This is a genomic window from Isoptericola sp. NPDC056573 (genome assembly GCF_042793335.1).
Lineage (GTDB): Bacteria > Actinomycetota > Actinomycetes > Actinomycetales > Cellulomonadaceae > Isoptericola.
Genome location: NZ_JBHTUY010000005.1, coordinates 92854 through 104876 on the forward strand (window position 1 = coordinate 92854; position 12023 = coordinate 104876).

The 12023-nt window shown below is 75.4% G+C and carries 14 protein-coding genes; 5 read left to right on the forward strand and 9 right to left on the reverse strand.

Annotation, left to right across the window (positions count from 1 at the left end; genetic code table 11):
- Positions 1–5: 5 nt before the first annotated feature.
- Positions 6–1040 carry a pseudouridine synthase gene (locus tag ACFQ8E_RS10275; protein ID WP_430550473.1) on the reverse strand — a complete coding sequence of 345 codons (1035 nt, stop codon included), beginning with the start codon at positions 1038–1040 and terminating at the stop codon, positions 6–8.
- Positions 1041–1073: 33 nt separating this feature from the next.
- Here ACFQ8E_RS10275 and ACFQ8E_RS10280 point away from each other — a divergent pair, with 33 nt between their 5' ends.
- Positions 1074–1556, forward strand: coding sequence for a glutathione peroxidase (locus ACFQ8E_RS10280; protein WP_430550474.1), 483 nt, complete (start codon positions 1074–1076; stop codon positions 1554–1556).
- Positions 1557–1576: 20 nt separating this feature from the next.
- Here the strand turns inward: ACFQ8E_RS10280 and ACFQ8E_RS10285 are convergent, their stop codons facing one another.
- Complete coding sequence (locus ACFQ8E_RS10285) at positions 1577–3130, reverse strand: NAD(P)H-hydrate epimerase (RefSeq protein ID WP_430550475.1); 1554 nt, start codon at positions 3128–3130, stop codon at positions 1577–1579.
- 69 nt (positions 3131–3199) lie between these two features.
- On the opposite strand from ACFQ8E_RS10285, the gene ACFQ8E_RS10290 reads away from it, so the two are divergent.
- Together ACFQ8E_RS10290 and ACFQ8E_RS10295 are read left to right on the forward strand one after the other, a co-directional pair.
- On the forward strand, positions 3200–4255 hold the full coding sequence (locus ACFQ8E_RS10290; protein ID WP_430550476.1) for an LLM class F420-dependent oxidoreductase: 1056 nt from the start codon (positions 3200–3202) through the stop codon (positions 4253–4255).
- Positions 4256–4258: 3 nt separating this feature from the next.
- Entirely contained in the window at positions 4259–5092 is an 834-nt protein-coding gene (locus ACFQ8E_RS10295; RefSeq protein ID WP_430550477.1) for an alpha/beta fold hydrolase, read from the forward strand.
- Positions 5093–5099: 7 nt separating this feature from the next.
- Here ACFQ8E_RS10295 and ACFQ8E_RS10300 read toward each other — a convergent pair whose 3' ends face one another.
- Positions 5100–5450, reverse strand: a complete 351-nt coding sequence (locus ACFQ8E_RS10300) for a holo-ACP synthase (RefSeq protein WP_430550478.1) — start codon at positions 5448–5450, stop codon at positions 5100–5102.
- Positions 5451–5531: 81 nt separating this feature from the next.
- Between ACFQ8E_RS10300 and ACFQ8E_RS10305 the strand changes: the two genes are divergently transcribed.
- On the forward strand, positions 5532–6353 hold the full coding sequence (locus tag ACFQ8E_RS10305) for an alpha/beta fold hydrolase (RefSeq protein WP_430550479.1): 822 nt from the start codon (positions 5532–5534) through the stop codon (positions 6351–6353).
- 19 nt (positions 6354–6372) lie between these two features.
- On the opposite strand, the gene ACFQ8E_RS10310 is transcribed toward ACFQ8E_RS10305, so the two are convergent.
- Both ACFQ8E_RS10310 and ACFQ8E_RS10315 read right to left on the reverse strand, forming a co-directional pair.
- Positions 6373–6720: a pyrophosphatase gene (locus tag ACFQ8E_RS10310; protein WP_430550480.1), complete on the reverse strand. Its 348-nt coding sequence runs from the start codon at positions 6718–6720 to the stop codon at positions 6373–6375.
- Positions 6721–6753: 33 nt separating this feature from the next.
- Positions 6754–7311: a 2'-5' RNA ligase family protein gene (locus ACFQ8E_RS10315; protein ID WP_430550481.1), complete on the reverse strand. Its 558-nt coding sequence runs from the start codon at positions 7309–7311 to the stop codon at positions 6754–6756.
- 199 nt (positions 7312–7510) lie between these two features.
- On the opposite strand from ACFQ8E_RS10315, the gene coaA reads away from it, so the two are divergent.
- The gene (gene coaA / locus ACFQ8E_RS10320; protein WP_430547513.1) at positions 7511–8470 is read left to right on the forward strand and encodes a type I pantothenate kinase; all 960 of its coding nucleotides are present in this window, start codon (positions 7511–7513) and stop codon (positions 8468–8470) included.
- 13 nt (positions 8471–8483) lie between these two features.
- Here the strand turns inward: coaA and ACFQ8E_RS10325 are convergent, their stop codons facing one another.
- From ACFQ8E_RS10325 to rpsI, 4 genes are all read right to left on the reverse strand, one after another.
- On the reverse strand, positions 8484–9170 hold the full coding sequence (locus tag ACFQ8E_RS10325; RefSeq protein ID WP_430550482.1) for a DedA family protein: 687 nt from the start codon (positions 9168–9170) through the stop codon (positions 8484–8486).
- 144 nt (positions 9171–9314) lie between these two features.
- Positions 9315–9995, reverse strand: coding sequence for a peptide deformylase (locus ACFQ8E_RS10330; protein ID WP_430550483.1), 681 nt, complete (start codon positions 9993–9995; stop codon positions 9315–9317).
- Positions 9992–11356: a phosphoglucosamine mutase gene (gene glmM, locus ACFQ8E_RS10335; protein WP_430550764.1), complete on the reverse strand. Its 1365-nt coding sequence runs from the start codon at positions 11354–11356 to the stop codon at positions 9992–9994. Before glmM ends, ACFQ8E_RS10330 begins: the two co-directional genes overlap by 4 nt.
- 169 nt (positions 11357–11525) lie before the next feature.
- Positions 11526–12014 (reverse strand): 30S ribosomal protein S9, encoded by a 489-nt coding sequence (gene rpsI, locus ACFQ8E_RS10340; protein ID WP_380243297.1) that lies wholly within the window; start codon positions 12012–12014, stop codon positions 11526–11528.
- Positions 12015–12023: the final 9 nt, after the last annotated feature.

The window sequence follows — 12023 nt, forward strand, 5'->3', positions numbered from 1 at the left end:
TTCTCTCACCGCGGGCCGTCTCCCCCGCCGTCGCCCCTGCCATCGCCCGGCCACGCCGCGAGACGACGCCGGGAGCGGAACTCCCGGGGCTCGCCGCTGAGGGGGTCGACGAACGCCAGCGAGCGGGCGAGCAGCTGCAGCGGCCGGTCCGGGTCGTCGGGCGCGTCCTCGCGCAGCACCGGCCAGAACGGGTCGTGCAGCAGCGGCAGCCCGAGCGAAGCCATGTGCAGGCGGAGCTGGTGCGTCTTGCCGGTGCGCGGCTCGAGCCGGTAGAGCCCGAGGCCGCGGGCGTCGTCGCGCGCGACGAGCGTCACCCGTGACTCGGCGTTCGGCTCCCCCGGCTCCTCCTGGGCGCGCACCACGCCCCGGTGCTTGACGATGCGCGAGCGGACCGTCGTCGTGCCCTCCCGGTCCAGCTCCGACTCCAGCACCGACCCGGGCGCCGGCAGGGGCGCGACCGCCTCGTAGACCTTCCGCACCGCGCGGTCCTGGAACGCCGTCTGGTACGCGCCGCGCACCTCGGGCCGCACGGTGAGCACCAGCACGCCGGCGGTGGGCCGGTCGAGCCGGTGCGCGGGCACCAGCCCGGGCAGGTCGAGCGTCGCGCGCAGGTGCACGAGGACCGTGCGGGTCACCCACCGCCCGCGCGGCATCGTCGCGACGAGGTGCGGCTTGTCGACCACCAGGAGGTCGTCGTCGCGGTGCAGCACCTCGATCTCTCCGAGGGCCGGCACCTCGGGCTCGTCGGCGGGCGGGTCGCGGTACAGGTAGAGGAAGCCGCGCGGCTCGTACGGGGTGGTGTGGTCGACGACGGCGCCCGCGCCCGTCACCACCTCGCCCGCGGCGAGCTTCTCCCGCAGCCGGGCGGCGTCGGCGACGTCGTGGCCGAAGCGCTCCAGCAGGTACTGCGCCGCCGTCGCGTAGCGGGCGACGGCGGCCGCGTCGTGGGGCAGCACCAGGCGCGTGGGGTTGAGGCCGTCCCGCACGGGCAGGGGCGGGACGTGCTTGCGCGGGCGGTGTTCGCGCGATCCGGGTGGCACCGGACCATTGTCGCGCGCGGCATGATGGCCCGTATGAGCCTCTACGACATCCCGTTCGAGAGCATGGACGGCACGACGACGACGCTCGCGGAGCACCGCGACGACGTCGTGCTGGTGGTCAACGTCGCCTCGCGCTGCGGGCTCACCCCGCAGTACGAGGCGCTCGAGCAGCTGCAGAAGACGTACGCCGACCGCGGCTTCACCGTGATCGGCTTCCCGTCCAACCAGTTCCTCCAGGAGCTCTCCAGCGACGAGAAGATCGCCGAGTTCTGCTCCACCACCTACGGCGTCACGTTCCCCGTGGTCTCCAGGATCCGCGTGAACGGCCGGCACACGCACCCGCTGTACGCCGAGCTGAAGAAGACGGCCGACGCCGGCGGGCACGACGGCCGCATCCGGTGGAACTTCGAGAAGTTCGTCGTGCTGCCCGGCGGCGACGTGCACCGGTTCTCCCCGCAGACCGTCCCCGACTCCCCCGAGATCGTCGGCCTCGTCGAGAAGGCGCTGCCCAGGTAGCCCGGGCCCGTCGCGGCCGGCTATCGAGCCCCCAGCAGCGCGGCGACCTCGCCGGGCACCGCCGTCGCGACGTCGAGCGCCGCCACGGGCCCGCCCGGGACGGCGCGGTGGGCGGCGCGGCCGTGCACCAGCGCGGCCGCGGCCGCGACCTCGGCCGCGAGCGCCGGGTCCTCGACGACGTCGCGCGAGCGCGCCGCGAGCATCGCGCCGAGCACTCCGGCGAGCACGTCGCCCGCGCCGGCGGTGGCCAGCCAGCCGGGACCGTCGGCCTGCGCCCACGCGCCGCCCGGGCCGACGACGACGGTCACACCGCCCTTGAGCAGCACCGTCGCGCCGGTGAGCTCGTGCGCCCTGCGCGTCCACCGCAGCGGCTCGGCCTCGACGTCGGGCCGGCGCACGTCCTCGCCGCGCGAGCGCAGCAGCGCCGTCAGCTCGCCCGCGTGCGGGGTGAGCACGAACCACGCCGGGACGCGCTCGTCGAGCAGGCCCAGCCCGCCGGCGTCGACGACCGCGGGCACGGGGCCTCCCGCCGTCCCGGCGAGCCGCCCGGCCGCCGCCGCGAGGCCCGCCCGCCCCCGCTCGTGCTGGCCGTCGTCGAGACCGTCGGCCTCCCCCTCGTGGGCGGCCTCCGGCCCGCCGGGGACTCCTGGCCCCACCACCCACGACTGCACGCGGCCGGGCGCGGTGACGACCTCGGGCCGCGCGGCCAGCACCGCACGACCGACCGCCTCGGAGCCGCGGTAGCGCACCATCCCGGCGCCGGTGCGCACCGCCGCGGTCGTGGTGAGCACGGCCGCGCCGGGATACGTCGCCGTGCCCGCGACGACGCCGACCACGCCGCGCGTGTACTTGTGGTCCGCGGGGCCGGGCACCGGCCACGACGCCGCGACGTCGGCGGTCCCCAGCCGCCGCACGGCCGGCGGGCCGGCGAGGTCCAGGCCGATGTCGACCACGCTCACGTCGCCCGCGAGCCCCGCCGCCGGCGGCAGCAGCAGGCCCGGCTTGGCCGCGCCGAACGTCACGGTGCGGTCCGCCGGCAGGACCGGGCCGGCCACCGCGCCGTCGTCCACCCCGATGCCGGACGGCACGTCCACCGCCACCACCCACGGCCGCGGGCCGGCGGCCAGCGCATCCGCCACGTCCGCGGCGAGGCCCCGCAGGGGGCCGTGCCCGCCGATCCCGACCAGGCCGTCGAGGACGACGTCGGCGCGGGCGGCGGCGTCGACCACCGGGGCGAGGGCCCCGGGCGACGCGAACAGCTCCACGACCCGGCCGCCCGCGCGCTCCAGCGCCGCCCGGCCGTCGGCGTGGAACCGCTCGGCGACCAGTACCGCGGTCACCGCCAGGCCGCGCCGGGCGAGCACCGCGCCGGCGTGCAGCGCATCGCCGCCGTTGTTGCCCGCCCCCGCGAGCACCACGACGCGCGCGCCCCGCACCGGGCCCCGGCGCGCGGCGACGTCGCGCAGCACGTGCGTCGCGAGCGCGAATGACGCCCGCTCCATCAGGGGTGCCCCCGCCGCGAGCAGCGGCTCCTCGGCGGCGCGGACGTCGGCGGCGGACCAGGCGGAGATCATGGGACGCATCCTCCCGCGCGCCGCCGTGCCCCGCAGCGTCGCCGCAGGTCCGGGCATAGGCTCGGGCCCATGCGATTCGGACTCTTCATCCCGCAGGGCTGGCGCCACTCGCTCACCGACGTCCCCCCGGAGCAGCACTGGGAGACGATGCTGTCCCTGCTCCACTACGCCGACAACGCCGCGGCCGGCGAGCCGATCCCCGGCGGCCCCTGGGCCTGGGACTCGGTCTGGGTGTATGACCATTTTCATACGGTTCCGATCCCCAGCACCGAGGCGACGCACGAGGCGTGGACGCTGATGGCGGCGTTCGCGGCGGCGTCCCAGCGCGTGAAGCTGGGCCAGATGTGCACGTGCATGTCGTACCGCAACCCCGCCTACCTGGCGAAGGTCGCCTCGACGGTGGACGCGATCTCCGGCGGCCGCGCCCAGCTCGGCATCGGCGCCGGCTGGTACGAGCACGAGTGGCGCGCCTACGGGTACGGCTTCCCCCGCGCGGGCGAGCGCCTGCGCGCCCTGGACGAGGGGCTGCAGATCATCACCCAGATGTGGCGCACCGGGTCGTCCGGAAAGTTCGACGGCGAGCGCTACCAGGTGGACGGCGCGCTGTGCTACCCGCAGCCGCTGCAGCGGCTCCCGGTGGGCGACGGCGGCGCCGAGGTGCCGAGCATCCCGCTGTGGGTGGCGGGCGGCGGCGAGAAGAAGACGCTGCGCATCGCCGCGCGGTTCGCGCAGTACACGAACTTCGACGGCTCGCCCGAGGGCTTCGCCCACAAGTCGTCGATCCTCGAGCAGCACTGCCGCGACGTCGGTCGTGACTTCGGGGAGATCACCCGCTCGTCCGACTACAACGTGGTCATCGGGGAGAACCAGGCGGAGGTGGACGACCGCTTCGCCTGGATCGAGTCGCACTTCCGCAAGCACGCTCCCGGCGAGCGCGGCGAGCAGGAGATCGCGAACTGGCGCAACAGCCCTGTCGTCGGCACGCCCGAGCAGGTCGTCGAGAAGCTCGCGGCGCTGCGCGACCTCGGCATGACGTACGCCATCACGTACTTCCCCAACGCTGCCGGCGACCGCGACCAGATCGAGCTGTTCCAGCGGCAGGTCATCCCCGCCCTGCAGGACTGAGACGTGGGCTCGCGGCACGAGCTCGACCTCCCCGACGGCCGGCGGCTCGTCGTGCACGACGACGGCCCGCCGGCCGCCGACGCCGTCGTCTGGCACCACGGCTCGCCGCAGTCCGGCGAGCTGCTGCCCCCGGTCGTCGCCGCCGCCCGGGCGCGCGGGCTGCGGGCGGTCTCCGCGGCCCGCGCCGGGTACGGCGGGTCCACCCGTCGGCCCGGACGAACCGTCGCGGAGGCGGCGTCGGACGTGGCGTACGCCCTGGACGCCCTCGGCGTGGACCGGTGCCTCGCCGTCGGCGCCTCGGGCGGTGCCCCGCACGCCCTGGCCCTCGCCGCGCTCCGGCCCGACGTGGTGTCCGGCGTGGTCACCCTTGCGGGCATCGCGCCGTACCCCGGCCCCGGCCGCGACGGCCTCTGGTTCGCCGGGATGGCCGACGACGGAGGCCTGCGCTCGGCTCTCGACGGCCCGTCCGCCCGCCAGCGGCACGCCGAGACCGCGGAGTTCGACGGGTCGAGCTTCACGGCCGACGACTACGCGACGCTCGCGGGGACGTGGGCGTCGCTCGGCGCCGACGCCTCCCGGTCCGGCGAGGCGTGGCCGGGCGGGCTGGTCGACGACGACCTCGCGTTCGTGCGGCCGTGGGGCGTGACGCTCGGCGACGTCACGGCGCCGGCCCTGGTCGTGCAGGGTGGCGCCGACCGGGTGGTGCCCCGGCACCACGCCGACCTGCTGGTCGAGGGCCTGCCCGCCGCGGAGCTGTGGCTGCGCCCGCGGGACGGCCACGTCAGCGTGCTCACCGCGCTGCCGGTCGCGTTCGACTGGTGGCGCTCCGCCGCCTGAGGGGCGGTCAGCCCTCCGCCACGACCATCGCGGACGCGATGCCGGCGTCGTGGGAGATGGACAGGTGCCAGGCCTTCACGCCCAGCTCGTCGGCGCGGGCCTGGACGGTGCCGCGCAGCTCGACCTCGGGCGGTCCGCCGACGGTGCGGTGCACCGTCGCGTCGTGCCAGTGCAGGTCCCCCGGGGCCCCGAGCGCCTTGGCGATGGCCTCCTTGGCCGCGAAGCGCGCCGCGAGGGACGACGCCGGCAGGTCGCGCTCGGCCTCGGTGAAGAGCTTCTCGCGCAGGCGCGGCACCCGCTCCACCGTCGCCATGAACCGGGCGACGTCCACCACGTCGATGCCCACGCCGATGATCATGGCCCCCAGCCTAGGTCCGTCGGCGTCAGGGGCGACGGTGTCAGGACGACGGTGTCGGTGCCGGGACCTAGCGTGCCCGCCATGCCCGACCGCCCCGCACCCCTGCACCATGTCGAGCGCGGCGCGCCCGCGGCGCCCGGCACGCCCACCATGGTGCTGCTGCACGGGTTCCCCGTGGACCACCGCCTCATGCTGACGCCGTTCGAGTCCGCCCTCGACGGGCGCCCGCGCTGGCGCCGCGTCTACCTGGACCTCCCGGGGATGGGCGCGAGCCCGCCGTCGGGCGTGGCGAGCACGGACGACGTCCTCGCGGTCGTGCGGGAGGCGATCGACCGTCTCGTCCCCGGCCCGTACGTCGTGGTGGGCGAGTCGTACGGAGGCTACCTGGCGCGGGGCCTGGTGGCCGCGGAGCCGGAGCGCGTCCACGGGCTCGCGCTCCTGTGCCCCCTGATCGTGCCGGAGCACGACCGGCGCGACGTCCCGCCGCACCGCGTGCGGGTCCGCGACGACGCGCTGCTGCGGGAGGTCGGCGCGGCGGCGCTCGACGCCGACGACGTCGGCGTCGTCCAGACGTCGGAGACCTGGCGGCGCACGCTGGCCGAGGTGACGCCCGGGCTGGAGGCCGCCGACCCGGCGACCGTCGCACGGGTCGGGGCCCGCTACGCCGGCACCTTCCCGGTCGAGCAGCGGCCCTACGACGGCCCGACGCTGATCCTCACCGGCCGTCAGGACTCCTCGACCGGCTACCGCGACGCCTGGCGGGTCCTCGAGCACTACCCGCGCGCGACGTTCGCCGTGCTGGACCGCGCCGGCCACAACCTGCAGATCGAGCAGCCCGCGCTGTTCGACGCCCTCGTGGGCGAGTGGCTCGACCGGGTCGAGGAGGCGGCGTCGGGCGACTAGGACCGCGAAGGGCCGGGCGTCAGACCTCCGGGCGGACCCCGGCCTCGTCCGCCGGCTCCACCAGGTGCCGCCACCGGAACCACTTGCGGTCGATCTCCGCCTCGAGGTCGACGTCGAACCGGCGCGCGACGAGCAGCACCTGCGCGAGCACGTCGGCGAGCTCGGCACGGAACGCCGCGTCCACCTCGCCGGCACCCGCCCCGCGGTCGCGCGACCTGCCGGACCGCGCGAGGTACGCCTGCGTGAGCTCCCCGACCTCCTCGTGCAGCTTGAGCACCAGCCAGTCGTCGGTGCGCGCGACGCCGAAACGCCGCTCGTACACCCGCGAGATGATCTCGACCTCGTCGCCCAGCTCCGTGAGTTCCACGCCCCCCACCCTAGGGACGACGACCGCGCGCCGTCAGGTTCCCTCGGCCCCGGCGTCGGGAGCCAGGGGGAAGGCCGCCCGCCGCCGCCAGCGCTCGCCGTCGAACACCAGCAGCGAGACCTCGCGCACCGTCGTCCGGACCGGCAGGCGGGGCGCCACCGCGGCCTCGGCCTCGTCGAGGACCTCGGGCTCCTGGCCGTCCGCCACGGTGAGGTGCGGGACGACGTCGTCGAACGCTCCGCCGTACGGCGGGGCCCCGGGGAACCGCGCGGCCACCGCGGCGAGCAGCGCCCGCCACGCGGGGCCCGGCCCCGGGACGAGGTACAGCACGCCGGGGAAGCGACCGCACCCGGCGAACGTCGCGTCGAACGCGGGGTGGGCCCCCACGACGTCGCGCAGGGCGTCGAGCACGGCGGCGTCGAGGGCCGCGACGGGCAGGAAGGGGAACAGCACGGTGACGTGCGCGGGCACGCCGTACGCGGCGGCCACGTCGAGGTCGCTCCGCAGCCCGCCGACCACGGGCTCGGCCTCGGGCACCACGACGACCAGCGCCGTCTGCCCGTCGGCGAACCGCTCGGACCCGTCGCTCATCGCCTCGGCGCTCCTCCCTGCCGGCACCGCGCCGCCCGCGGCGCACCGGGCGGCGAGCCTATCGGCGCGGACGTGCCGCGTCGCCCGATTTGCAGGTCGAACCCGTTGCTCGGGCAGAATCGTGCAGGTGGCACCGCAGTCCCCCGACACCGCACCCGGCACGACGCCGAGCCCCGCTTCCGGCGCGGCTCCCTCACCCCTGGGCGAACACCTCACGCGCCTCGCGCCGGCGTCCCCGTACGTCGACCTCGACCGCGCGGCGTGGAGCCGCCTGTCGGCGTCGACGCCGCTGCCGCTGACGGACGCCGACGTCGAGCGGCTGCGCGGCCTGGGCGACCCGATCGACCTCGCGGAGGTGGACGCCGTCTTCCGCCCGCTGTCGCGGCTGCTCAACCTGTACGTGGCGGCGAGCGCGGGCCTGCACCGCGCCACGTCGACGTTCCTGCACGAGGAGCCGCCCCGCACCCCGTACGTCATCGGCGTCGCGGGGTCGGTCGCCGTGGGCAAGTCGACGACGGCGCGCATCCTGCGCGAGATGATGGCGCGCTGGCCGGACACCCCGCACGTCGAGCTGATCACGACCGACGGCTTCCTGTACCCGAACGCGGAGCTGCAGCGGCGCGGCATCATGGATCGCAAGGGCTTCCCCGAGTCCTACGACCGGCGGGCCCTCATCCGGTTCCTGTCGCGCGTGAAGGCGGGGCAGGCCGAGGTGCGCGCCCCTGTGTACTCGCACGTCGTCTACGACATCGTGCCCGGCGAGGAGGTGGTGGTGCGCAAGCCGGACGTGCTCATCGTCGAGGGCCTCAACGTGCTGCAGCCGGCGAGGCCCTCCGCGATCGACGAGTCGACCGTGGCCGTGAGCGACTTCTTCGACTTCTCCATCTACGTCGACGCCCGCACGCGCAACATCCGCCAGTGGTACGTGGAGCGCTTCCTGCAGCTGCGCCGGACGGCGTTCAGCAGGCCGGAGTCGTACTTCCGGCGCTATGCGGACCTGTCCGACGCCGAGGCGACGGAGCGGGCGCTGTCCATCTGGGAGTCGATCAACGCGCCGAACCTGGAGCACAACGTGCTCCCCACCCGTGGGCGCGCCACCCTCGTGCTCACCAAGGGGTCGGACCACTCCGTGCAGCGGGTGCGGCTGCGCAAGCTCTGACCGACCGTCCGGGTCAGGCCGCCCGGCTCGTCGGCTCGGCGTCGGCCTCGTCGTCGGCCTCGTCGTCGGCGGGCACCGGCTGCGCCTTCGGCGGGCCCGCGACGCGCTGCACGACCTGGTCGACCAGGACCCCGAGCAGGATGCCGGCGACCACGCCGACGGCCATGGCGAGCAGCGTGTTGTGCCCGAGCCAGGAGGCCGCGGCGAGGCCGATGAGCATCGAGTAGATGCCCCACGTCACGGCGGCGATCCCCGAGTACAGCATGAACCGGTGGCGCGGATAGCCCACGGCGCCGGCGGTCATGTTGACCGCCACCCGCCCGATGGGCACGTACCGCGCGGCGAGGATGAACGACGCGCCGCGGTGCTCGAGCGCGTGCCGCGCCCAGTCGACGGCCTTGCGCCCGCGGGCCGAGCGCAGGAAGGCGAACCGCTCCGTGCCGACGGCACGGCCGATCTGGTAGGCGATCTGGTCGCCCGTCCAGGCGCCGGCGATGGCGAGGGCGAGGACGCCGGGAAGCCACGGCTCGCCCTCGGAGTGCGCGAGCACGGTGAGGGTGATGACCACGGACTCGCTGGGGATCGGGGGGAAGAACCCGTCGATCGTCGCGAAGACGTACATGGCCGGGTAGATCCACAAGGACGCGCCGAGGTCGAGGACCCAGCCCTCCAGCTGTGCCAGCATCGTCGACAGGTTCACCAGGTCGGTCCCTCGGTTCGTCGGCCGGGAGGTGGGCCTCCGGCGGTCGCACGACGCCGTGCGGCGTCACGGCACCAGCCTAGGCAGAACCAGGGCACCGGCTGCATGGGGAATTCCCCCGGTTCCACCCTGAGCGCCGAATGTTCACCCGAGATCCACGAACCCCGGGTCCACGGCGTTCCCGTACCGCAGCAGGTTCTCGTTCGAGGTGAGCGTCCGCAGCAGCGCGTGGTCCAGGTACAGCTCGCCCGCCAGGTGGTCCGTCTCGTGCTGCACGATGCGAGCGGGCCAGCCCGTCAGGACCTCGTCGATCGGCGCCCCGGCCTCGTCGCGGCCGGTGAGCCGCACGCGCCGGTGCCGCGCGACGACGGCCTGCCAGCCGTGCACCGACAGGCAGCCCTCGTGGAACGCGGCCCGCTCCGGCTCCCCGTCGGGGCCCGGCAGCGGCTCGTACGCCGGGTCGAGCAGCACCCGGTAGGGCAGCGGCGTCCGCTCCCGCGGGTCGTCGGCGCCGGCGCCGGCGTCCTCCACCACGGCGATCGCCAGCCCGATCCCGACCTGCGGCGCGGCGAGCCCCACACCGGGCGCGGCGTGCATGGTGCGGCGCATCGCCTCGAGCAGCCGCGGCAGCGCGTCGCCGAGCTGCCCCGTGTACGGGGCCGCGGGGGCCCGCAGCACCGGCGCGCCGGCCTGCACGATCGGCAGCAGGCCGGTGCCCGGCCCGTCCGCCGCCGCGTCCGCCCGGTCCAGCAGGTCGACGACGGCGGCCCGCAGGCCCTCGTCCACGCCCGCCCCGTGGCGGTCGGCCGAGGCGCCGTCGGTCACAGGGCCAGCCGGTCGCGCACGACCGCGGCGAGCGTGTCCGCCACGCCGTCGGCCTGCGTCTGGGTGGCCGCCTCGACCATGACCCGCACGAGGGGCTCGGTGCCCGACGGGCGCAGCAGCACGCGGCCGGTCTCCCCCAGCAGCGCCTCCGCGCTCTCGATCGCGGCGCGCACGCCCTCGTCGTCGCCCGCGCGGGCCTTGTCCACGCCCTTGACGTTGACGAGCGTCTGCGGGAGGCGGGGGACATCGGCGGCGAGGTCGGCCAGGCGCCGACCGGTCGCCTTCACGCGCGCGGCGAGGTGCAGCGCGGTGAGGACGCCGTCGCCGGTCGTGGCGTGGTCGGCGAGGATGATGTGGCCCGACTGCTCGCCGCCGAGCCCGTACCCGTGCGCCCGCATCTCCTCGAGCACGTACCGGTCGCCCACGCCCGTCTGGATCGTGGTGATGCCTGACTCGCGCATCGCGAGCAGGAGGCCCAGGTTGCTCATCACCGTGACGACCAGCGTGTCCGACGGCAGCCGGCCCTCGTCCTTGAGCGCGCGGGCCAGGATCCCGAGGATCTGGTCGCCGTCCACCAGCACCCCCCCGTGGTCGACGGCGAGGCAGCGGTCGGCGTCGCCGTCGAACGCGACGCCGAAGTCGGCCTCCGCGGCCACGACGACGGCCTGCAGCTGCTCCGGGTGGGTGGAGCCGGCCTTCTCGTTGATGTTGCGGCCGTCGGGGCTCGCGTTGATGACGACGACGTCGGCCCCCGCCTCGCGCAGCGCCTCCGGACCGACCTGGCTCGCGGCGCCGTTCGCGGCGTCGACGGCGATGCGCAGGCCCTCCAGCGGGCGCACGTCCGGGGTGGTCCCGATGCTCGCCACGAGGTGCTCGACGTACTGCTGCGCGGCGATGCCGGTGTCGGAGCGCATGCGGCCGACGTCGGCGCCGATCGGCCGCTCCCAGTCCTGGCCGAGACGCGCCTCGATCTCGTCCTCGACGTGGTCGGCCAGCTTGAGGCCGCCGCGCGCGAAGAACTTGATGCCGTTGTCCGGCATCGCGTTGTGGGACGCGGAGATCATCACGCCGAGGTCCATGTCCATCGCCCCCACGAGGTGGGCCAGCGCCGGGGTGGGCAGCACGCCCAGGTTGACCACGTCCACGCCGGAGCTGGCGAGGCCGGCGCCGACCGCGGCGGACAGGAACTCCCCGGACACGCGCGGGTCTCGCCCCACGACGGCGCGCGGGCGGTGGCCGGCGAAGTCGCCCGACGTGCCGAGCACGTGGGCCGCCGCGCTGCCGAGCCCGAGGGCCAGGTCCGCGGTGACGTCCCGGTTGGCGAGCCCACGGACCCCGTCGGTGCCGAACAGTCGCACGATGTCTCCTCCTCCGGGCGCGGCGGTGGATCCGCACGCACACCCCACGGCGCCCCCGCGGACGCCGCACCGATCGTAGCCGGACATGAGGACGGCCCCGCCGGAAGTGTTCCGACGGGGCCGTCCGTGACGCTGACGCTCCTGTCGATGCCCGAAGGCCAGGAGCGCTCGATCAGCGCTTCGAGTACTGCGGCGCCTTGCGCGCCTTCTTGAGACCGGCCTTCTTGGACTCGACCGCACGCGGGTCACGCGTGAGGTAGCCGGCCTTCTTCAGCGCGGGGCGGTTCGCCTCGGAGTCGATCGCGTTGAGCGCGCGGGCGATGCCCAGGCGCACCGCACCGGCCTGGCCCGAGGGGCCGCCGCCGGTGATGCGGACGATGACGTCGAAGCGGCCCTCGACCTCGACCAGCTTCAGCGGCGAGTTCACGAGCTGCTGGTGCACCTTGTTCGGGAAGTAGTCCTCGAGGGTGCGACCGTTGATCTTCCACGTCCCGGTGCCGGGGACGAGGCGCACGCGCGCCACGGCCTCCTTGCGGCGACCGACGGCCGCGCCGGGAGCGGTGATGGACTGGCCGCCGTCCGCGACGGGCGCGGCGGACTCAGAGGTGTAGGTGCTGGGCGTGTTCTCGTCCAGCTCGGTGTCGACGGTGGTCTCGGCCACTGTGAATCC

Bases quoted from the DNA above. Each gene is read 5' to 3' on its own strand.
- ACFQ8E_RS10290 (WP_430550476.1), top strand. From the start codon at position 3,200: ATGCGATTCGGACTCTTCATCCCGCAGGGCTGGCGCCACTCGCTCACC.
- ACFQ8E_RS10300 (WP_430550478.1), bottom strand. From the start codon at position 5,450: ATGATCATCGGCGTGGGCATCGACGTGGTGGACGTCGCCCGGTTCATG.
- ACFQ8E_RS10315 (WP_430550481.1), bottom strand. From the start codon at position 7,311: ATGAGCGACGGGTCCGAGCGGTTCGCCGACGGGCAGACGGCGCTGGTC.
- ACFQ8E_RS10280 (WP_430550474.1), top strand. From the start codon at position 1,074: ATGAGCCTCTACGACATCCCGTTCGAGAGCATGGACGGCACGACGACG.
- ACFQ8E_RS10285 (WP_430550475.1), bottom strand. From the start codon at position 3,130: ATGATCTCCGCCTGGTCCGCCGCCGACGTCCGCGCCGCCGAGGAGCCG.
- ACFQ8E_RS10305 (WP_430550479.1), top strand. From the start codon at position 5,532: ATGCCCGACCGCCCCGCACCCCTGCACCATGTCGAGCGCGGCGCGCCC.